Source organism: Paraburkholderia sp. EG287B, assembly GCF_040965595.1.
Classification (GTDB): domain Bacteria; phylum Pseudomonadota; class Gammaproteobacteria; order Burkholderiales; family Burkholderiaceae; genus Paraburkholderia.
In genome coordinates, this window is sequence record NZ_JBFRCG010000011.1 from 218,215 (window position 1) to 239,346 (window position 21,132).

At 66.4% G+C, this 21,132-nt stretch carries 18 protein-coding genes; 7 read left to right on the plus strand and 11 right to left on the minus strand.

Translation table 11 applies throughout. The annotated features are described in order from the left end of the window. Window positions 1-26: 26 nt before the first annotated feature. The 7 genes from AB4Y40_RS21560 to gspG are packed head-to-tail and all read right to left on the minus strand — an operon-like array spanning window position 27 to window position 5,211. Complete coding sequence (locus AB4Y40_RS21560; RefSeq protein WP_368689495.1) at window positions 27-566, minus strand: type II secretion system protein M; 540 nt, start codon at window positions 564-566, stop codon at window positions 27-29. Further along, a complete protein-coding gene (gene gspL / locus AB4Y40_RS21565; RefSeq protein WP_368689496.1) occupies window positions 542-1,927 on the minus strand; it encodes a type II secretion system protein GspL in 1,386 nt (461 codons plus the stop codon). Before gspL ends, AB4Y40_RS21560 begins: the two co-directional genes overlap by 25 nt. 34 nt (window positions 1,928-1,961) lie before the next feature. Beyond that, window positions 1,962-3,092 carry a type II secretion system minor pseudopilin GspK gene (gene gspK / locus AB4Y40_RS21570; protein ID WP_368689497.1) on the minus strand — a complete coding sequence of 377 codons (1,131 nt, stop codon included), beginning with the start codon at window positions 3,090-3,092 and terminating at the stop codon, window positions 1,962-1,964. Further along, entirely contained in the window at window positions 3,089-3,772 is a 684-nt protein-coding gene (locus tag AB4Y40_RS21575) for a prepilin-type N-terminal cleavage/methylation domain-containing protein (RefSeq protein ID WP_342920281.1), read from the minus strand. Before AB4Y40_RS21575 ends, gspK begins: the two co-directional genes overlap by 4 nt. Then, complete coding sequence (gspI, locus tag AB4Y40_RS21580) at window positions 3,750-4,178, minus strand: type II secretion system minor pseudopilin GspI (RefSeq protein ID WP_368689498.1); 429 nt, start codon at window positions 4,176-4,178, stop codon at window positions 3,750-3,752. The genes AB4Y40_RS21575 and gspI overlap by 23 nt, the downstream gene beginning before the upstream one ends. A 13-nt stretch (window positions 4,179-4,191) precedes the next feature. After that, window positions 4,192-4,725, minus strand: a complete 534-nt coding sequence (locus tag AB4Y40_RS21585; RefSeq protein WP_368689499.1) for a GspH/FimT family pseudopilin — start codon at window positions 4,723-4,725, stop codon at window positions 4,192-4,194. Between the two features lie 21 nt (window positions 4,726-4,746). After that, complete coding sequence (gspG, locus tag AB4Y40_RS21590; RefSeq protein WP_302056945.1) at window positions 4,747-5,211, minus strand: type II secretion system major pseudopilin GspG; 465 nt, start codon at window positions 5,209-5,211, stop codon at window positions 4,747-4,749. 211 nt (window positions 5,212-5,422) lie between these two features. On the opposite strand from gspG, the gene AB4Y40_RS21595 reads away from it, so the two are divergent. Then, window positions 5,423-5,836: a hypothetical protein gene (locus AB4Y40_RS21595; RefSeq protein WP_368689500.1), complete on the plus strand. Its 414-nt coding sequence runs from the start codon at window positions 5,423-5,425 to the stop codon at window positions 5,834-5,836. A gap of 45 nt (window positions 5,837-5,881) precedes the next feature. Here the strand turns inward: AB4Y40_RS21595 and gspF are convergent, their stop codons facing one another. From gspF to gspD, 3 genes are read right to left on the minus strand one after another with little or no spacing between them, the layout of a single operon-like run. After that, complete coding sequence (gene gspF / locus AB4Y40_RS21600) at window positions 5,882-7,099, minus strand: type II secretion system inner membrane protein GspF (RefSeq protein WP_028203270.1); 1,218 nt, start codon at window positions 7,097-7,099, stop codon at window positions 5,882-5,884. 58 nt (window positions 7,100-7,157) lie between these two features. After that, complete coding sequence (gspE, locus tag AB4Y40_RS21605; RefSeq protein ID WP_368689501.1) at window positions 7,158-8,654, minus strand: type II secretion system ATPase GspE; 1,497 nt, start codon at window positions 8,652-8,654, stop codon at window positions 7,158-7,160. Beyond that, entirely contained in the window at window positions 8,651-10,987 is a 2,337-nt protein-coding gene (gene gspD / locus AB4Y40_RS21610) for a type II secretion system secretin GspD (RefSeq protein ID WP_368689502.1), read from the minus strand. The genes gspE and gspD overlap by 4 nt, the downstream gene beginning before the upstream one ends. Window positions 10,988-11,540: 553 nt before the next feature. Between gspD and AB4Y40_RS21615 the strand changes: the two genes are divergently transcribed. Further along, window positions 11,541-11,987: a lytic transglycosylase domain-containing protein gene (locus AB4Y40_RS21615; protein ID WP_368689503.1), complete on the plus strand. Its 447-nt coding sequence runs from the start codon at window positions 11,541-11,543 to the stop codon at window positions 11,985-11,987. 176 nt (window positions 11,988-12,163) lie between these two features. Next, window positions 12,164-13,495 (plus strand): GTP-binding protein, encoded by a 1,332-nt coding sequence (locus AB4Y40_RS21620; RefSeq protein WP_368689504.1) that lies wholly within the window; start codon window positions 12,164-12,166, stop codon window positions 13,493-13,495. A gap of 133 nt (window positions 13,496-13,628) precedes the next feature. Here AB4Y40_RS21620 and AB4Y40_RS21625 read toward each other — a convergent pair whose 3' ends face one another. Beyond that, entirely contained in the window at window positions 13,629-13,907 is a 279-nt protein-coding gene (locus AB4Y40_RS21625; RefSeq protein ID WP_027815965.1) for an HU family DNA-binding protein, read from the minus strand. A 463-nt stretch (window positions 13,908-14,370) separates the two neighbouring features. Between AB4Y40_RS21625 and mnmC the strand changes: the two genes are divergently transcribed. From mnmC to AB4Y40_RS21645, 4 genes are all read left to right on the plus strand, one after another. After that, on the plus strand, window positions 14,371-16,353 hold the full coding sequence (mnmC, locus tag AB4Y40_RS21630) for a bifunctional tRNA (5-methylaminomethyl-2-thiouridine)(34)-methyltransferase MnmD/FAD-dependent 5-carboxymethylaminomethyl-2-thiouridine(34) oxidoreductase MnmC (protein ID WP_368689505.1): 1,983 nt from the start codon (window positions 14,371-14,373) through the stop codon (window positions 16,351-16,353). A gap of 926 nt (window positions 16,354-17,279) precedes the next feature. Beyond that, window positions 17,280-18,485, plus strand: a complete 1,206-nt coding sequence (locus AB4Y40_RS21635; RefSeq protein ID WP_368689506.1) for a cation:proton antiporter — start codon at window positions 17,280-17,282, stop codon at window positions 18,483-18,485. Between the two features lie 54 nt (window positions 18,486-18,539). Beyond that, a complete protein-coding gene (locus AB4Y40_RS21640; RefSeq protein WP_368689507.1) occupies window positions 18,540-19,655 on the plus strand; it encodes a YbdK family carboxylate-amine ligase in 1,116 nt (371 codons plus the stop codon). A 763-nt stretch (window positions 19,656-20,418) separates the two neighbouring features. Continuing rightward, window positions 20,419-21,057, plus strand: coding sequence for a MarR family winged helix-turn-helix transcriptional regulator (locus AB4Y40_RS21645; protein WP_368689508.1), 639 nt, complete (start codon window positions 20,419-20,421; stop codon window positions 21,055-21,057). Window positions 21,058-21,132: the final 75 nt, after the last annotated feature.

Sequence of the window (21,132 nt, forward strand, 5' to 3'; positions counted from 1 at the left end):
CGCTTTTCGATGCGCGCTTTTTCTTCTTAATGCGTATTCGCCGGTTGCAGCGAGGCCGTCAAATCGACCTGGCCATCGGCCTTCAGCGCGGTGATGTGCGCCTCGACCACCTGCACCTTGAACTGCTTGCGCACGTCGTCGAGCCACGCGGCCCACGCCGGAAACGACGCGTTCTTCATCTGCACCTGCACCGTCGTGCCGATCAGCTGAATCTGCGCGCCCGTGAGCGCGTGATCGGCGAGCGACGCGGTGAGCGCGTCCTTGAGCGCCTGGCCGCCGGGCGCCACGCTCGCCGCCGCGCCGGCCAGCGAACGCGCCTCGTCGGCCTCGGCCGTCATCTGCGCGAGTTCGCGCTGCATGCCGGGCAGGCTCTGACGCAGGCGCGCGCGGCCGTCGGCGGCGGGCTGCCACAGCACCGACCAGCCGATCGCCAGCGCAAGCACCGCGCCACCCCACGTGAGCAGCGTCTTTTCGCGCGTCGAGCGCGCCTCCCAGAAGTTCGTCCAGGCCTCGGCCCACGCGCCGCTTAAAGCCGTTGTCTTCACGATGCGCTCCTGATGGTCCATTTGCCCGTGCTGGCATCGACCGTGCCCGCAAGGCCGTTGCCCGCGAGGCGTTTCGCGAGATCGGCGTCGACGTTGACGCCTGGCTTGAAGGTCACGTCCAGACGCCGGTCGTGATAGTCGAGGGCCGCGATGCCGTTCGCGGGCACCGGACCGAGCGAGCGCGCGAAGCCGTCGGAGAGTGCGAGGAAGTCGTCGGGCGAAGGCTCGCCCGCGGCCAGCCGCAACTGCTGCAGCTGGCGCGCCATCTGGCCGGCGGGATCGAGCACCACGGTCGTCTTCGGGAACGCGTTGAGGAGCAGCTCGGTCATCTGTGCACTCATCGCATCGCGCTGGCGCGCCATCATGAGCCACTGGATATTCGCGCCGACGACTGCCACCACGAGCGAGGTCGCCACGAGCACGATCGGCACGCGCAGACGGCGCAGCGTCGCGCGGTCGAGCCGCCACGGCTGCGAGGCGAACTCGAACTGGCAGAGGTCGAAGCGGCAGGCGAGCGCGCGGCGCGCGAGCGCCTCGAACGTGAGCGTCTGCGCACCCGGCAACGCGGCGGCCAGCGACGCGCGCGCGGCGGCACTCACGGGCTCGCCCGGCAGATTGGTGAGCACGTAGCCCGAAACCGGCGCGCCGCCGGCGAGCGCCGTGACGGTGGCGGCGACGCTCGCGGCAGGCACCGCGAAGCCCTCGGCGAGGGCGCCGCGCACGATCGCGAGTTCGAGCGCCGCTTGCGCCGTGGCGGCCGCGGGCTCGAGCGCGACGCCGGGCAGCAGTGTGGGCGCGGTCGCGACGACATGGCCGAGCACGCACGCGGTCACGGGTTCGGGGGCGGGGGTGGCGGGAGCCGCGGCGTTGGGCGCTGCGCCCGGCTCTGCCGCCCCGGCAGGTTCCGTCACTGGAACCTCCTGAACGGCTTCCACCGCCTGCGCGGCCGGCAGGCAGCGCGCCACCGGCACGGCGCGCAGATTGCGGTGCCCCGCGGCGGTGAAGCCTTCCAGCAGAAAGCGGAACCAGCCGCGATCGATGGCCGCCACCACCTGGCGGCCGTCGGCCAGGCGCTTGGGATCGAGCGCCAGATGGCAGGTCTGCGCATCCTGGATCAGATGATCCTCGACTACGTTCGGCAGCGCCTGGCGCAGCCGCGGCCCCTTGAGCGGCGGCACGGTGGCGGCGAGCGTGAGCAGGTCGCGCGCGGCGATCATCAGGATGGTGGCCGAGGCCTTCGGCAGCAGCCCGAGCGCCGAGCGGCCCGCGCGCTGCGTGTTGCCCGTCTTGTCGAGCAGCACGAACGGCAGCTCCGGCAGCTGCCATTCCTGCGAGTGGACCGCCGGGTCGCGGGGCGGCATGAGAACGATCAGCGTGCTCAAACGCACCTCTTTTCGATGTTGGTCGGGGACGGATTCATGGTTCGTCGCTAACGCGCACGATGCGCGTCGTATGAGTGAGCGGGTCGCGCCAGACTAGCGTCGTGCGGTCCACTTCGGCGCGCTCGTGCTGCACGCGCCCATGGACGAGAAAATAACTCGTGTTGACGTCGATCTGCGTCGTATCGATCGAGGCCTGCTTCACGCCCACGCCTTCGAGCGCGAGCTGCACGTCGCTCACGTTGCGGAAAAACACGCTCTGGCGGCGCGCGACGAGGGCCTGTGCGTTCGACAGGCTCATGCCCGTCACGACGGAGGCGATCACCTCGGCGCTCGCCGTGTTCATGTTCACAGGCGTCACCGTGGGCAGGATCGTCACGAACGGGCGCAGCCGCGCGACGGTGTCTGGCGTGAAGCCGGGCACGTCGAGCAGCGAATCGACGCTCGTCATCAGGATCGGGGCGACGCCGCTGTTGCTGTCGGCGTCCGAGAGGCCCGGGTTGTCGGTGTAGTTGCCGCCACCCGTCGAACCGCCGCCTGCGAGCACCTCGGTTTGCGAGGTGCCGCTCGTCGTGGCGGTTTGCGTCTGGAAGCGCGTTGCGGAGTAGGCGAGGCCCGAGCGCAGATACACCGCGGTGTTCTTGGCGAGCTGCTGGTCGATGCCGAGAATCTGCAGCAGGCGCGCAAACGCTTCGATTTCGGTCAGGTTCAGCTGCAGCGAGCCCGGCGCGCTGGACGCCACCAGATCGCGCAGATTGAAGCGCGCCTGAGCGTCTTCGATCGAACCCGAGAGCCAGGTGTCCGCGCCCTGTTGCGCGTGCGCCTCACCGATCTGGCCGAGAAAGTCGGACAAGCGCGTTCTCGCGAGCGGCACGCCCCACGCGCCGCCGAGATACGTGATGCCCGCCGACGTATCCGCTTCGGAGCGCAACACGAGGCGCGTCCAGTCGAGCGAGGCGCGCGCGATCCATTGCGCCTGCGCGAGCAGCCGCTGATTCTCGATGCGGCGCAATTGCACCTGCTGGCGCCACAACATGCCCGAGACGAGGATAGCCGACAGCGCCACGACGAGCAACGCGCTGATGATGGCCGCGCCGCGCCGTGCGCGCGTCGCGCGGCTGAATCGTCGGCATCGTCGGGCGGAGGTTCGTTGTGTGCGCAACGTCATTCCCCCACCATGAATACGCGGGTCACCGGCCGCTCGAGCGAATGCGAACCCACGCTCACCTGTACGCCCGTCACCGCGCGCGGCAGCGGCGCGTTGCCGAGCTGCGGCACCTTGAGATCGTTGTTGTAGCCGCTCACCTGCGAGCGCACGTCCTGCATGTTCGCCGTCCAGCCTGTTTTCGGCACGTACAGGCGCGCGTTGATGACGTCCACGCCGCTCATCATCGGCAACGCGCCCCAGTTGTCGCCTTCGCCGCCGCGCAACGCGCGCCGCAGCTCGCCGAGATTGGCGAGCGGGGGCGACGCATAGCGCACCACCTGGCCGCCCGACACGCGGTAACGCACCACCTGCAGGCGCGGCGCCGCGCCCGGCGGCACCGCGAACGCGCGCACGATCTGCAGCGCGCCGCCGTCGAGCGAAATGGCGACGCCGCCCGCCTCGTCGTCGGAGGTCGCTTCGCGCAAGTCGATGCGCATCTGGTCGAACATCTGCGCGAACACGCGTTCCTCCGCCATCGAGCGCGTGATGGTTTCGCGCCCGCGCACGATCTCGTCGAGGCCGCGCCACGAGAGGATCGCCACCACGGCCATGATGGCGATCGCCACGAGCAGCTCGATCAGCGTGAAGCCGCGCGCTGACGAGGCGGCGCGCGCGCGGTCACAACGAGCGGTTCGTCTCATTGGCGAGCACCGTGACGAGTTGCGCGAGATTGCCGGAACGGCCGGGCGTCGCCACCGACACCTCCACGCGTCGGAAGACGGGGTTGGGCGTCGTCGCGACCTGCTGCGTGCAGGTCAGGCGCAGATTGCCCTGCGAGCAGTCGAAGCTGCTCTCGCCAAGGTCCGGCCATGCGTGCGCGAGACGCAGTTGCGCGAGCGTGTTGTCCGCACTCCAGCCCGCGAGCAGGCGGTCGTGCAGATCGGCTTCGCTTGCGGCGAGGCTGCCGACGGCGCGCAGCGAAGCAGCCAGCGCAATTGCGATGATTGCGAGCGCAACCAACACCTCGATCATCGTGAAGCCGCGCTCACGCACCGGACGAGCCGGACGAACCCCGCGAGCGCCGTAGCCGCGCCTTCTTCCACGCATCGAGAGCCGCATCTCAGCGCACCTCGAAGCGGCCGGTGCCGGTGCCGACGATCGTCGCGCGGCCGGCTGCCGAGAAAAGCGTGACCTGCACCGGCACGTCCACGGCTTCCGTGCCGAAAATGAGCCGGTTGGCCTGCGTGTCGTCGCTGCCGGGGTAGGTGATCGCCACGCCGGTCACGCCGCCTTCCCAGTGGCGCGGACCGAGCAGATCGTCGCGCAGCGGACGCCAGCCGTCTTCGGTATGGACGTCGAAGCGGAACCCGCCCGCGAGCGGCTGCCATGCGATGGGCCGGGCACGCACCTGCGCCTCGTCGCCTGCCGATTCGAACAGCAGCGCGAGGCGCTGCGCTTCTTCGTTCAGGTCGGTGCGCGGATTGCGCGTGAGCGTGAGCGAAGCGAGCGAGATGAGAATCCCCGCGATCAGCAGCACCACGAGCATTTCGAGCAGCGTGAAGCCCGCCGCGCGCGAACGCATGCCCGCGCGTGACGCGCGCGCGCTGCGTGGCGATCGGCGGTCCCGGCAAGGGACGAGGCGGCTCGGTTGCATGGCTGCGGCGTGGCGGACGACTTACTGCCAGGACCCGACGTCGGCGTCGTTGCCCTCGCCGCCGGGTTTGCCGTCGGCGCCGTAGCTGAACACGTCGATCTCGCCGTGCACGCCCGGATTCAGGTACTGGTACGCGTTACCCCAAGGGTCGTTGGGCAAACGCTCCAGATAGCCGCCGTCTTTCCAGTTGTTGGGCACGGGGTCGGTAGTCGGCTTTTGGACGAGCGCTTGCAGCCCCTGGTCCTGGGTCGGATAGCGGCCGTTGTCGAGGCGATAGAGCTTCATCGCCTGCATGATCGTGCCGATGTCCTGGCGCGCGGCGACGCGGCGCGCTTCATCGGGACGGCTCATGATCTTCGGCACGATCAACGCGGCCAGAATGCCGAGAATCGCGATCACGACCATGATTTCGATGAGCGTGAAGCCGCGTTGGCGGCGCGCGCGCGTGACTTCGATTTCGGCACGGCGTTTGGCCCACATGGACATGAGTTCTTTCCTCCCTCGCTAGATATGGTTGCGGTGCACGCCTGTGCGCCGCGCTTCGTCCCGCCTGCAATCGAACCCGCCGCTCGATTCGGCCGGGTCCTCGCACGCATGACGGGTCATTGTAATGTCACACGATGACGCCTTTCCGACGCCTTGCGGGCATGGCAAACGCGTACATCAAAATTTTCATAAACCTTCGTACAATGAGCGCATGAACCCACTGCAAATCCGCCTTCTTTCCCTCGCCGCGTTTGCGGTGTTCTGCGCCACGGCCACGTGGTGGGGAATCACCCTGGCCACGAACCACGCGGCGCCGGTGCAGGCCGCCGCCGCCCGGGCGCCGGTTTCGCTCGACCAGGCCGGCACGCTGTTCGGCGGCAGGCTCGAGCGCAATCCCGTGCAGGACATTCACCTGTTCGGCATCCTCTCGCTCGCGCAGGGCGCGGCGGCCATCGTCAGCGTGGGCGGTGAACCGCCGCGGGCCATTTCGCTCGGCGGCCCGATCGACCAGAACTCGAAACTCTTCGAAGTGCGCCCCCGCTCGATCGTCATCGACCGCCACGGCGTGCACTCCGAAATCTTCCTGCCGCCCAACGCAGCCGGTCCCACCATCTACGTGCGCTGAGTTCCGCGCGCCCGGCTTCCCGCGACTTCGTGCCGTTCGTAGGCCTTACTGCACGAGGTTGTTCAGCTCGATGATCGGCAGCATCACCGCGAGCACGATCACGAGCACCACGCCCCCCATCGCCAGGATCAGGAGCGGTTCGAGCAGGCTCGTGAGGAACATCGTGCGCCGCTCGAGTTCGCGCGCCTCGCCTTCGGCCGCGCGGTCGAGCATGGTCGTCACGTCGCCGGTCGCCTCGCCCGAGCGAATCAGGTGCACGAGCACGGGCGGAAATGTCTTCGTGTTGCCAAGCGCCCGAGACAGCGACGTGCCTTCGCGCACACGCACGATGGCTTCGTCGATGTTCGTGCGCATCGCCTTGTTCGAGAGCGTTTCGCCGGCCGCCTGCAGCGCGCGCAGGATCGGCACGCCCGCCGCGCTCAGAATGCCGAGCGTGCTCGCGAAGCGCACGGTGTTGTAGCCGCGCACGAGCTTGCCCGCGAGCGGCGCGGTCAGCATCCAGCGGTCGAACGCGAGACGCGGGCCGGGCCGGCGCAAGGTCGAGCGCACGATCCACGCCACCACGGCCACGGCGATCAGCACCGCCCACCACCATTGCCGCACGAAGCCCGAGAGCGCCATCATCACGATGGTGAGCAAGGGCAGTTGCTGCTTCGTGCTCGCGAACACGTTCACCACTTGCGGCACCACATAGCTGAGCAGGAACGTGACGATGCCGAACGCGATGATCGTGACGATCGTCGGGTAGGTGAAGGCGAGCACGATCTTCTGCTTGAGCGCGTTGCGCTGCTCGATGTAGTCGGCCAGACGTGACAGCACGATGCCGAGCTTGCCGGTGTGCTCGCCCGCGGCCACGAGCGCGCGGTAGATGTCCGGAAAGTCGCGCGGATGCTGCTCGAGCGCGCTCGCGAGCGAATGGCCGCCGAGCACCTCGGCGCGAATGGCCGCCATCAGCTCGCGGATGTAGTCGCGCTCGGACTGCTCGGTGAGCACCGCAAGCGCCTCGCCGAGCGGCAGGCCCGCCACCAGCAGGCTCGCGAGCTGGCGCGTGAGGATCGCCTGCTCGCGCTGCGAGAGCTTGCGCCCGAGCGCGAGCCGCTGCTGGCGCGCGCCGCGCGTGCGGCTCGCGGCGGGTTCGACCACGAGCGGCGTGAGGCCCTGGCCGCGCAGCAGCGCACGCGCGCCGCGTGCACTGTCCGCGTCGAGCACGCCTTTTTGCGCTTTGCCCGTGGCGTCGATGGCTTCGAAGCGAAATGCCGGCATGTTGCTGATCGCCCTCGCTTTTAATGAGCGTCCAACTGGGGGTTCATCGGGCGGCCCATCACGCGCCGCCCGTCACGCGCAGCACTTCCTCGAGCGAGGTCCTGCCCGCCTCGACCCAGCGCTCGCCGTCTTCGCGCAGCGTGCGCATGCCTTGTGCGCGGCCGGCCTCGAAGATCTCCGCATCGGCGGCGTTGCGGTGGATGAGCGCGCGGATCGGCTCGTCGATGAGCAGCAGTTCGTACACGCCGCGCCGACCCGCGTAGCCCGACTGGCCGCAGCGATCGCAACCCACCGGATGCCAGCGTTTTCTGCCGTCGTCTTCCTCGCGTTCTTCCTTGCACACGGGGCAGAGCTGGCGCACGAGGCGCTGCGCGAGCACGCCGAGCAAAGACGACGCGAGCAGATACGGCTCGACGCCCATGTCGGTCAGACGCGTGACGGCGGAGGCGGCGTCGTTGGTATGGAGCGTGGCGAGCACGAGGTGGCCCGTGAGCGACGCCTGCACGGCGATCTGCGCGGTTTCGAGGTCGCGGATTTCACCGATCATGATGATGTCCGGGTCCTGACGCAGGATCGAGCGCAATGCGCGCGCAAACGTCATGCCGATGCGCTCGTTCACCTGCGTTTGCCCGATGCCCGAGAGGTCGTACTCGATCGGGTCTTCCACGGTCATGATGTTGGTCGTGGCCGTTTCGAGCCGCGACATCGACGCGTACAGCGTGGTCGTCTTGCCCGAGCCCGTCGGGCCGGTGACGAGCACGATGCCGTGCGGCTTCGCGATCAGCTGGTCGAACTTGCCGAGCGTGTCGCCGGCCATGCCGAGCGCTTCGAGGTTCAGACGCTGCGCATCTTTTTCCAGCAGACGCAGCACCGCACGCTCGCCGTGGCCCGTGGGCAGCGTGGACACGCGCACGTCCACCGGACGCCCGCCCACGCGCAGCGTGATGCGGCCGTCCTGCGGCAGGCGTTTCTCGGCGATGTCGAGCTGCGCCATGATCTTGATACGCGAGATCAGCGCGCCGTGCAGCGCCTTCTTCGGGCGCACGACGTCGCGCAGCGTGCCGTCCACGCGAAAGCGCACGACCGAGGCATTCTCGAACGGCTCGATATGAATGTCCGATGCCTGCTCGCGCGCGGCCTGCGTGAGCAGCGCATTGATCATGCGGATGATCGGCGCGTCGTCTTCGGACTCCAGCAGGTCTTCCACTTCGGGAATGTCCTGCATGAGGCGCGAGAGATCGACTTCGCCTTCCACTTCGCCCACCACCTGCGCGGCGCTGCCGTCCTGGCGCGCGTACGCCTGGTTGATGGCCTGCGTGAGTTCGTCGGCCGGCACGCGCACGAGCGCGAACGCGCCGAAGTTGCGCGCGACCTCGGCGATGGCGGCCTGCGAGGTACGCTCGCTGATCCACACTTCGAGGCCTTCCGCGTGCTGCTGGGCGACGAGAATCTGGCCGCTGCGCGCAAAGCCGTACGGCACGAGGCGCGCGGCAAGCGGCGAGGGCGGCTCGCGGTCCGCACCGCCGTTGGCCGCAGGCGCGTGCGGCGTGCTCACGGCTGCACCCGCGTGGTGGCAGGCGCCGCCTGCTGCACCGGCGTGGTTTCGACCGGCGCCGTTTGCACCGGTGCGGCGGGCTGCATCTGCACGGCGCTTGCCGGGTTCGCGGGCGCCGCTGGCTGCACGCCCAGCGCCTGTTGACGCCGCATCTGGTCGAGATCGAACAGGTTCAGCACGGAGCCGCCCTGGCTCGGGCCGACCGGCATCGGCGGCACGACCGGGTCGTCGCGATCCTTGATCAGGTTGTTGTCGGACTTGTAGGCGCCCGTCACGCCCTGGATATAGTCGTAGCGATTCGACGTGACCGCCTGCGCCGTGTCGCGGTCGCTGATGATCACCGGCCGCAGGAACACCATCAGGTTGGTCTTCTCGCGCGTCTTGTTTTCCGAGCGGAACAGCTGGCCGATCCACGGAATGTCGCCAAGCAGCGGCACCTTGCTGTTGGCGACCTGGTAGTTGTCCTGCATCAGGCCGCCGAGCACGATGATCTCGCCGTTGTCGGCCAGCACGGTCGACTGGATCGAACGCTTGGTGAATTCGGGGCCGGCGGGATTGGTCGTCGCGTTGGTCGTGCCCGTCACGATCGCCGAGTCTTCCGTGTACAGCTGCAGCTTCAGGATGCCGCCGTCGGTGATCTGCGGCTTGATGTGCAGCGTCAGGCCCACGTCCACACGATCGTAGGTGTTGAACGCCGTGCTCGCCGTGCCGCTCGTGAGGTTCGAATACGAACCCGTCTGGATCGGCACGTTCGTACCGACGACGATCTTCGCTTCCTGGTTGTCGAGCGTAATGAGGTTAGGCGTGGACAGCACGTTGGCGTCGGCGGTTTGCGAGAGCGCCTGCAGCAAGGCGCCGAGACCCCGCACACCGAAGATGTTCTTGATCCAGCCTACATTCAGGCCCTGCTGGAGGCCGGAAGCCCCGAGCGCGCTCGCAAGGCCGCCGGTGCTGGCGTCGGCGGCCGCAGCGGCCGTCAGGTTGATGATGCTGTTGCCGCTGCCGGTGGAAAGATTGGTGCCGGCGTACAAATTGCCATTCGCGACCTGCCACTGAATGCCCAGGTTGGCGTTGGTGGTCGAGTTCAGTTCGACGATCAGCGCCTCGATATAGACCTGCGCGCGCCGCGCATCGAGCTGGTTGATCACGGCGCGCAGGTTGCGGTACACCGCGTCCGGGGCCGTGATGATCAGCGAGTTGGTCGCCGCGTCGGCCTGAATCATGCCGCCCGGCTGGTTCTCGTCGCCCTTGTCCTTGTCGCCGCCGAGGAACGGCGCTTCGTTGCTGCCGCCGCCACCGCTGCCGTACGAGCTGCCCCCGCCCAGCGAACTGCCCGACGACGTACCGCCGCTGAGCGAGCTCGACGGCAGCGGCGGCGTGCCGGAGGTGCCCGTCGACATGCTGCCGCCGCCGCCGCTGTTGCCGGCCTGGTTGAAGCCGTTCGCGTTGCCGGACGACGACGTATCGTTGCCGCCCTTGCCGAGCATGCCGCGCAGCGTCTTGGCGAGCTGCGTGGCGTCGGCGTTGCGCAGCGGCACGACGTGAATGTTGCCCGGCATGCTGGTGGGCGCGTCGAGCTGCTTCGAGAGCTGGACCGCGGAAGCGAGGCGTTGCGCGTTCGAGGCGCGCAGCATCAGCGAGTTGGTGCGCGGGTCGGCGATGACCGAGACCTTCAGCGACGGGTCCGAGGCGCCGATCGCGCCCGGGTCGAGCATCTTCGCGATTTGCGGCGCGATGTCGAGCGCATTGGCGTTGTGCAGCGGCACCACCTGGACCTGCTGGCCGGCGGCCGAGTCCACACCCGCGATGATCGAGGCGATGCGGCGCACGTTGTCCGCATAGTCGGTCACGATGAGCGTGTTGTTGGCCGGGTAGGCGGCAATCGTGTTGTTCGGCGAGATCAGCGGGCGCAGCACCGGCAGCAGGTTGTTCGCCGACTCGTGCCTGAGCGTGAACACCTGGGTCACCACCTGGTCGCCACGCGCGGTGGGCGCATTGCCCACATAGGTGGGCACGCCCTGCAGCTTGGCGTCGGCTTCCGGCACGACCTTCAGGACGCCGTGATCCTGCACGAGCGCGAAGCCTTGCATGCGCAGCGCCGACTGCAGGGTCTTGAGCGCCTGGTCTTCAGGCACGGGGTTCTCGGAGACGAGATTGAGCTGCCCCTTCACGCGGGGATCGACGATGATCGTTTTGCCGGTGGCGGCGCCAATTGCCTTCGCCACCTGGTCGATGTCGGCGTTGACGAAATTGAGCGTGACCTGCGCATAGGCAAGCTGTGCCGTAATCAGTCCGCTCACGAGCAGCGCCGTGGCGACGCGACGCAAAGCCATACGATTTCTTCTCATGGGTGTCTTATCGAAGCCAGCGGCAGACGCGCGCGGCTATTCGTCCTCGACGTACGGCTGTGGGGCCGACTCGCCTGTGCTTTCCTGACTAGTGCCGGCGCCGGCTCTCCTCAGCCCGGACGTCCGTTAGTCAACAAAAGATGGAACAGTAGCAGTTTTTCATGTCGAATTTGTCACAAAAAATGGGGCTCCGGGGAATTCTTCTAATCGCCGAGCCGCGCCAGCCGGTAATCCCAAGCTGTTTGTAAGCATGCGTGCCTCATGAGCTGGCGTGCGCGGACTTCGATTGGTTCGAAGCGCCGCGTCTTGTCTGAGCAGCCAGCTTGACGCGTCATCGGTGACCGGTATCATACGAGCGGCCCGAAGGATGGCCAACGCACGTTTCCCCCGTCTTTATGTGGGAATTCCCGCATTGCGCGCCAGAAATCAGGCCGGCCAGCGAGAGATTGCGTCATCCTGCAGGCTGCGTCGTTCGCCTCTTTGCTTGTCCTTTGCTTGCCCGTTGTTTGCCCTTCTGTCTGCTTTCGCGCGAGTCGCCATGCCAAACGTCTGGTCCGCTACGCTTGCCGCCGTCGTGGTGCTCGTCGCCGCGAGCGTCAGCACGCTCGCGCACGCGGACTGTTTCGACGAGGCCGCGCGCTATCAGAAGGTCAATCCGCTGATCCTGCGCGCCATTGCCTGGCAGGAGTCGCACAACCGGCCCGACGCGGTACACAGGAATGCGAACGGTTCGATCGACTACGGCGTCATGCAGATCAATTCCGTGCATCTGCCCGTGCTCTCGCAGTACGGCATTTCGCAAAGCACGCTCATGGAGCCGTGCAAGAACGTCTATATCGCCGCGTGGCACCTGCGCCAGAAGATGAACAAGTACGGCAACACGTGGGCTGCCGTCGGCGCTTACCATTCCGAAACGCCGACGCTGCGCGACCAGTACGCGCAGCAGATCGCCGACATTCTGCGCAAGTGGCATCTCATGCAGTAGCGCGCTTGAGCGCATGTTGAGCGCTCACCGCGTGCTCGCGCCCTGAATGCGGCGGCACGCGTGCCCTGCGCGGCGCGCGTGCATGGTGCAAAATGCTGGCTGGCGCCGCACCCTTACGAGGATTTCGATCCTTTCGCGCGGCGCGCCTCCCGACTCACTTTCTGCACCAAACTGCGATGAACCAGCCGCCACTGCCCGTCACCGTGCTCTCGGGTTTTCTGGGCGCGGGCAAGACCACGCTGCTCAACCATATCCTGTCGAACCGCGCGGGCCTGCGCGTGGCGGTGATCGTCAACGACCTCGCCTCGGTGAACATCGACGCCGCGCTCGTGCGCGACGCCTCGGCGCTCTCGCGCGTGGGAGAGCGCGTGGTCGAAATGTCGAACGGCTGCATCTGCTGCACGCTGCGCGACGACCTGCTCACCGGGATCCAGCGCCTCGCCGACCCGGCGCGCGCCGGCCAGCGCTTCGACGCCATCGTGATCGAATCGACCGGCGTGGCCGAGCCGATGCCGATCGCGGAAACCTTCACGTTCGCCGGCGACGACGGCGTCGCGCTCGACGAATTCGCGCGTCTCGACACAATGGTCACCGTCGTCGACGCATTCAACTTCCTGCGCGACTACGCGAGCCCCGACCAACTCGCGCAGCGCGGCGTGGCAGCGAGCGAGGAAGACGACCGCGCGATCGTGGAACTGCTCGTCGATCAGGTGGAGTTCTGCGACGTGCTCGTGCTCAACAAGGCCGACCTCGTAAGCGACGACGAACTCGCACGCCTGCAGCACATTCTCGCGCGCATCAATCCGCGCGCGGTGCAGGTGGTGAGCCGCTTCGGCAACGTGCCGCTCGAGGAGGTGATCAACACCGGCCGCTTCGATTTCGATGCGGCGTCGAGCGCGCCGGGCTGGCTCGCGTCGCTGCACGACCATGACCATTGCGATGACCCGGCGCATTGCCACGATCCGGCGCATACGCATGCGCCGCGCAACGAAGCCGACGAGTACGGCATCAGCAACTTCGTTTATCGTGCGCGCCGCCCGTTTCATCCCGAGCGCTTCTGGGCCCTGCTCAACCAGGAATGGAAGGGCGTGCTGCGCTCGAAGGGCTTCTTCTGGCTCGCCACGCGCAACGAGGTAACGGGCACGCTCTCGCAGGCGGGCGGCGTATGTCGTCACGGCCCCGCGGGCACGTGGTGGGCGGCACTGCCGCGCGAGGAATGGCCGCAGGACGCCGAACTCGAAAAGGAAATCGCCGCCGACTGGCAAGGCGATCTCGACGACCCCAGCGTCGGCGACCGCCGTCAGGAGCTGGTGATGATCGGCGTGGATCTCGACCGCGATGCATGGCGCGCGAAGCTCGATGCGTGCCTTCTCAACGATGCGGAATACGCGGCAGGTCCCGAAGCCTGGCTGGGCTACGCCGACCCGTTCCCGTCCTGGGAGCTCGACGACGACGATCACGATCATGATCACGGCGATCACGACGAAATCGTCCACCGTCCGAACTGAGCCAAACGACGCGCTCAACGAACAACGGCGCCGCAAAAATGCGGCGCCGTTTGCTTTTGCGCGCGCGATGCATGAGGCTCGCAGGCGAAAAAAAACCCGCCAGGGGCGGGTGTCAACTTAAAGCGGCAATGCCTTAGCGCTTGTTGACGGCGTCCTTGAACGCCTTGCCAGCCGTGAACTTGACGGTCTTGGCAGCGGGAATCTTGATGGTTTCGCCGGTCTTCGGGTTACGGCCCGTACGGGCTGCGCGCTTGCCCGAACCGAAGCTGCCGAAGCCGATCAGCTGAACCGCGTCACCCTTCGACACAGCCTTCTTGACCACTTCGAGGAGCGTGTCCAGCGTCTCGCCGGTTTGTGCCTTGCTAGCGCCCGTCTGTGCTGCGACGGCGTCGATCAGTTCCTGTTTATTCATTGAGAAGTTCCTTTCTGTGTTTAGGTTGACACGAACAGCGCGAACGCGCCGATTATACGGACGCGTGCCGCGCCGTCGAGCAGCGACGGACCCGGAGCACCCCGGCGTTTTCGCGTTGCGGCGACTAGCGTGTGTCTGCTGCCGCAACGTCCGTGCTGCCGCTTCCCTGGGCGGCGCTTGCTATGATAGCGCAGCGCAAACCCAATAACGACAAGGGTTTCGAAGATTTCGCGCGGGAAATGCGGGTTTTTTGGAGCTTGTAGACCTTTTTCGGGTGTCCACCCCCGCAAATCGCCACGTCTGCGACGTTTTTCCCGCCGCAGGCGTTGCGCCGCGCCAACGCAGCATGCGCGCAAACGCCGGCCCGGCAAGCGTTTGCGGCGACGCGATCCGCCTTTGCCACACGCTTTTTGCAGCCTCGCTGCTTGCCCGTTTTCTCCTCACCTCTGGCTTCGCGTTCCTCATGACCGCCACCCTGACACCCGCCACGCTCGCTTTCCGGGAAGACGGCACGCCGTTTTCGCCCATCTATGGCGACGTCTACCACAGCACTGCGGGCGCATTCGCACAGGCTCAAGCCGTCTTTCTGAACGGCAACGCGCTGCCGCAGCGCTGGCAAGACCGGCGCATCTTCACCGTGGTCGAAACCGGCTTCGGCATGGGCGTAAACTTTCTCGCCACGTGGTCGGCATGGCGCGACGACCCGGCGCGCTGCGAACGCCTGCATTTCGTTTCGGTGGAAAAACATCCGTTCGCGCGCAACGACCTGCGAAGCGCACTCGACGCAGTCGTTGCGCACGCACGCGAAGCGCCGCTCGCGCGCGAGCTCGTGAACGCCTGGCCGATGCTCGTGCCGGGCACGCACCGCCTGGAATTCGAGGGCGGGCGCGTCACGCTCACGCTCGTGTTCGGCGACGCGCTCGAGGTATTTCCCAAAATGTGGATGCGCGCCGATGCGATCTACCTCGACGGCTTCGCCCCGGCGAAGAATCCCGACCTCTGGTCGCCGGCCATTTTCAAGGCGCTCGCGCGCATCGCCGGCGAGGACGCCACCTTCGCGACCTGGAGCAGTTCGGGCGACGTCAAGCGCGCGCTGCAGCAAAGCGGCTTCGAATACCACAAGGTGGAAGGCTTCAACGGCAAGTGGGCGATGCTGGCCGGACGCTTCGCGCCGCGCTGGCGCGTGCGCCGCTACGAGCCGCCGCTGCCGCTTACGCTGCGCGAGCGGCACGCGGTCGTCGTCGGAGCGGGACTCGCCGGCTGCGCGCTCGTCGAGCGGCTGGCCGTGCGCGGCTGGCGCGTGACGCTCGTCGAACGCAACGCCGCGCCCGCGCTCGAGGCATCGGGCAATCCGGCCGGCGTATTTCATCCGCTGATTTCGCGCGACGACAGCAGCGCGTCGCGCATCACGCGGGCGGGTTTTCTCTATGCGCTGCAACGCTGGGCCGCGCTCGAAGCCGCCGGCCATGCGCCCCGGCGCTCGCACGCCGGCTTGCTCCATCTCGCCACCGACGACGAGTCGCGCGCCGTCGCCGCCGCGCTGGAATCGTTCGGCTATCCAGAAGAATTCGTGCGCGCCGTCACGCGCGAGCAAGCACAGACGCTGGCCGGCGTCGCGCTCAATCAGGGTGGCTGGTTCTATCCGCAGGGCGGCGCGATCGACCCGGCAACCCTCTGCCGCGCCCAGTGCGCCTTCGCCGCCGCGCTGCCCGGCGCGCAGGTCGAGACACGTTTCGGTGTGCGTATCGGTCACATTGCGCGCGCCGGCGAACAGGAAACCGACGAATGGCAGGTGTTCGACGACGCCGGTCGGCTCGTCGCCCAGGCAGCCGCGGTGATCTTCGCCAACGCCCAGGACGCGTCGCGCGCCGCCGCGCTCGCGCACGCGCCCACGCGCATCGTGCGCGGCCAGCTCACGCTCGTCGATCCCAGCCCGCTCGCGAACCTGCGCGTACCCGTGATCGGCGAGGGCTACGCGGTGCCGCTCGACGGCGGCGTCACGCTCGCGGGCGCCACCTACGAAGTCGACGACGCCGACCACGCGCTGCGCGCCGCGGGCCATGCCGAGAACATCGAACGCGTCGCGCAGATGCTCCCTGAGCTTGCCGCGGCCCAAAGCGCAGGCGAGCGCGATTTCGCGGGCCGCGTGGCGTTCCGCTGTGTCACCAGCGACCGCATGCCGATGCTCGGCCCGCTCGCCGACGAAGACGCCGCCCGCCGCGACGCGCAGCGTTTGGCCGGCGCGTGGCCGCTCGACCTGCCGCGCGCAAGCGGCCTCTACGGCGCGTATGCGTTTGGCTCGCGCGGGCTCGTCTGGGCGGGGCTGGGGGCGGAGCTGGTCGCATCGCAGCTGGAGGGCGAGCCGTGGCCTCTGGAGCGGGAACTCGCGGACCAGCTGGATCCGGCGCGCTTCCTGCAGCGCGCCTTGCGCCAGCGCAGTCTTTGAGGGCCCTACACGGAAAAAAGAGCCTCCAGGTTATCCACGCAAATCTGTGGATAACCGCGCGAATTGGCAGCGAATCGAGTGTGGAAGCGGTGTGGACGTAAACGGGGTAACTCGGCACGCCCCGCTCCAGGCCCAAAAGTTACTCTTCGAAGTGCGCATGGACCGCACATGCTTTGCGTGCGGTTGTACGAGCGGCAACTCGCGGATTCCTTTCGGTAAACCCCGGTTATCCACAGGAAATCCAGGCCCTTGTTAACTTCTACTACGTATACATACGGTAAACAGTAAACCCCAAGCTAGCGCCATCGCTGCCGACAAAGACGATCCAGCCGGAGCTTGAAAACCCAGACGAAAGCCGGCCGCCGATGCGGTCATTTTTTCCGCATACGTCGCCAAAAGCGCACAATACGGACGCTATTACCGTCTTTGTCGATGCTTTCGAAGAGGTGGGGACAATTGCAAAAAAGCTATGGCACAATCGCCGTTCTTTCCGCGTCAAATGCCGCATCAGACGGTCGACGCATCCAAGGAACGGTTGCCCCTCATCCTGAATCTGAGTGCTCAGGGTAGACGGCAGCGTTCTTCATCCAACGCGGGCGCAGCCACACCACACGCAACGCGCCCGTACCGGCTGTTCGCCGCACCGTCATGTGCCGGCTGCTTTGTCGCAGCGTTTTGCCGCACGGTTTGTCCGCACTCGCCGCAGGAAGCGCCTGGTCGCGCCGGCTCGCCCAATCGTCATATCGTCGGGCCAGCCGGCTGCATGGATTGGTGCGCCAGGCAGGCAGACAACGGACGGGGAGTAGAGGTGTCGTTCGCCTCGTGCGGCACGCGGCTTGCCTGTTAGCCAGTCGTATGTCGAACTAACGTCGGACAGCCGGATTCGATCCCACGCAAGAAGTCGTTGCCAAGGAGAAGCCACCACGATGAAGTCGGCGTTTTCGTTTTTTCCCGCCTGGCCGTTGCAGCTCGACGGAATTTTCTGGGCCGGGCTCGCGCTGCTCGCCGCCGGTTTGTGCGGCGAGCTTTGTTATCGGGCGTGGCGCTTGCCGCGGATCTCGGGCTATGGGGTGATCGGGCTCATTGCCGGATCGGCCGGGTTCGGCGTGATCGACGCCGATGTCGGCACGGCCGCGCGGCCGCTGCTCGATGTCGCGCTCGGCCTGCTGCTGTTCGAACTGGGCAGCCGTCTCGACCTGCGCTGGATCCGCCGCAATCCCTGGCTCATCCTGTCGAGCCTCGCCGAGTCCTCGCTCACCTTCGTGCTCGTGCTCGCGGTGCTGCTGTTCCTTTCCGTACCGACGATGATCGCGCTCGTCGTGTCGGCGATCGCCATGGCGACGTCGCCTGCCATGGTGATCCAGCTCAAGACGGAGCTGCGCGCAGAAGGCCAGGTCACGCAGCGCCTGCTCACGCTCACGGCGCTCAACAGCATGTATGCGGTGATCGTCGAAAAGCTCGCCTCGACCTGGCTGCATCAGGAGATGTACGGCAACGTGTTCGCGACGATCCTGCAGCCGCTTTATCTGCTGATCGGCTCGCTGATTCTCGCGTTCGTGCTCGCCCGCGCATGCACGCTGTTTTACCGCCGCCTGAGCCCGCAGGACGAGCACTCGTTCGTCGCACTCTTCGGCCTCGTGCTGCTCGCGATCGCCATCGCGCACCTGCTCAAGCTCTCGACGATCCTGAGCCTGCTCGCCGCCGGCATCATCGTGAAGAATCTGGAGCCGCGCCCGCAGCTGTGGCCGCAGCATTTCGGCACGGCCGGATGGCTGCTCACGGTGATTCTGTTCGTGCTCACGCTCACCACCTTCGAGTGGCACGACATTCTCGTGGGCGGCGTGGCGGCGGCGGGGCTGATCGTCGCGCGTCTCGCGGCCAAGCTCGTCGGCGTGCTGATGTTCGCCAAGCCGAGCGGGCTGCACTGGAAGCAGGGGGTGGCGCTCGGCCTCGCCTTGACGCCCATGTCGGCGCTCGCGCTGCTGCTCGTCGAGGACACCTACGAGCTTTATCCGACCTTCGATCCGCGCCTGCGCGCGATCATTCTGTGCTCGATCGTCGTGCTGCAGCTCTTCGGACCCTGGGTGGTCTACCGCGCGCTTGCGCTCGTCGGCGAACGCGGCGAAAAATGAATCTCGCGGCGCGCGCGGCCGGCGGCTTGCGCGCGACGCCCCGAAGGAAACGCCATGTCACTTGAAACGTTTGTCGATTCGAAGCCGTTCACGTTCGGCGTCGAACTCGAAATGCAGATCGTCAACACGCACGACTACGATCTGACCAAGGCGGGGAGCGACCTCATGCGCCTCGTCAAAGATCAGGAGATTCCGGGCAATATCACGCCCGAAATCACCGAAAGCATGATCGAACTCTCCACCGGCATCTGCACGAATCACGAGCAGGCCGTGGCCGATCTGCGCAGGATTCGCGACGTGCTCGTCAGCGCGGCCGATCGTCTCAACGTCGGTCTGTGCGGCGGCGGCACCCACGCGTTCCAGCAATGGAGCGACCGGCGCATCGTCGATACGCCGCGCTTTCAGTATCTGTCCGAGCTGTACGGCTACCTGGCGAAGCAGTTCACGGTGTTCGGCCAGCACGTGCATATCGGCTGCCCCGATGCGGACAGCGCGCTCTTTCTGCTGCACTCGCTTTCGCGCTTCATCCCGCATTTCATCGCGCTCTCGGCGTCGTCGCCCTATGTACAGGGCGTGGACACCGGATTTCATTCGGCACGACTGAATTCCGTGTTCGCGTTTCCGCTGTCGGGCCGCGCGCCGTTCGTGCTGAGCTGGGAGGAGTTCAAGGAGTACTTCTCGAAGATGGTGCACACGGGCGTTGTCAACAGCATGAAAGACTTCTACTGGGACATCCGCCCGAAACCGGGCTTCGGCACGATCGAGGTGCGCGTGATGGACACGCCGCTTTCGGTGGAGCGCGCCGCCGCGATCGCCTGCTACATCCAGACGCTCGCGCGCCATCTGCTCACCGATCGGCCGATCGCGCCGCTCGAGGACGACTACCTCGTCTACACGTTCAACCGCTTCCAGGCGTGCCGCTTCGGCTTGGCCGGCACCTGCGTGAATCCGCAAACGGGCGAGCGCCGCACGATTTCTGAAGACATACTCGAAACGCTGGACCGGATCGCGCCGCACGGCGAGGTGCTCGGCTCGACGCGCGCACTCACCGAAATCGGCACGATCGCCCGTGCGCAGAACAACGACGCCACGTGGCTGCGCAGCGTGGTGGCCGAGGAAAAATCGCTGCACGAAGCGGTGCGCCAGCAGTGCCTGCGCTGGCGCGCCTGACGGGAATCGTAAGAGGGAGCCGGCGGACACACAGGACCACTGACCGATTTTCGCGGGGTGCCGGATGCGCCCCGCGCCGGCAAAGCAGGATGCGAGGGCAGCTTTCGGGCTGCCCTTCGTGCTTTCAGGGACCGGAAAACGGGTAAGAGCTGTTAAAAGCGGGCCAAAAACGGGTCGCGTTGGTTCCGCACGCCACTTTTTTCGCGGTGGACGAAATTTTTTTTGCCGGCTTCGAGGTACCTGGGGGTTCTTATTTTTTTGACCTGGGTCCCGACATGGTCCATATTCAAGAACAAATGGCCCAGGCCGTTGTGGGTAACCTTCGTTTTCCCTGCAAACTCAATGGACTACGTAATGATTGGTTAGTCACAATCGGGCAGATTCCAGTTGCGTTCGGGACAGAAATCCGCGATAACCTGCATGGGTCACGGGGCGGTGGCGGCGAGCAGCGCGGAACCTGTACACAAGGCAATAGCCTGCTTATCAACGGGTTATCCACAATTCGCGCTGGATAAGTTAGCTGTGCGATTTGCCGCTCTCGCATAGAATGTCGGTTTGCTGCACTGGCGTCGGGACTTGAAGGATGTTTCCGGGGCCAGCGGCAAGAAACATGACAGTGCAACGCGTACGATGGCGTACGCGAAGCAGGAATTTTTTGAGATGGTGCGGCGCTCGGGGAACCGGGCGCCAGCGTTCCCACAGGCCGTCGGTCAAAGCGGCGGCTGACGATGCAGCGCAAGCTGCCAATAACCAGCGAAAGACTATGAGCGAAGGCGTATACGGAGAGCAGGCAGCCGGGCGGGTGACCCATAGCCTGCTGCGACTGAGCACGGCAATGCGGAGCCAGGCGTGGGACTGGGCCGAAGGGGCAGGACTCACGCCTACCCAGGGCGAAATTCTCGTGCTGCTGATGCAGCGAAAGGGGCCGATGCGCCTCGGCGAGATCGCGCGTGAAACGGCCCTCACGGCCGCGACCACCAGCGATGCGGTGAGCACGCTCGAAACCAAGGGGCTGGTCGAAAAGCGCCGTGCGCTCGACGACGGCCGCGCACTCGCGGTGCGTCTCACGTCGCGCGGCCGCACGGCGGCGAAAAAGGCCTCGCAGTGGCCCGACTTCCTGTCGAAGGCGGTCGGCACGCTGAAGGCGGACGAGCAGTCCACGCTTTATCGCACGCTGCTCAAGACGGTTTTTCTGCTCGAAGCGCAGGAAACCAGCCCGCAGCACCGCATGTGCCTGACCTGCTCGCATTTCGAGCCGAGCAAGAACCCGAAGAAGACGCCGCATCACTGCCAGCTGCTGAACATCGACATGGCTGACACGGATCTGCGTCTCGATTGCTCGGTCTACGAACAGGCCGACGTGACGACCCAGAAGAAAAACTGGAAGATCTTCGCGGTGTAAGGCCGAAGCTGCGCCGCCGCCCCCATGCGGGCGGCGCGCGTCATGCATGTAATGCACGGTAATGCAAAGCAGCGC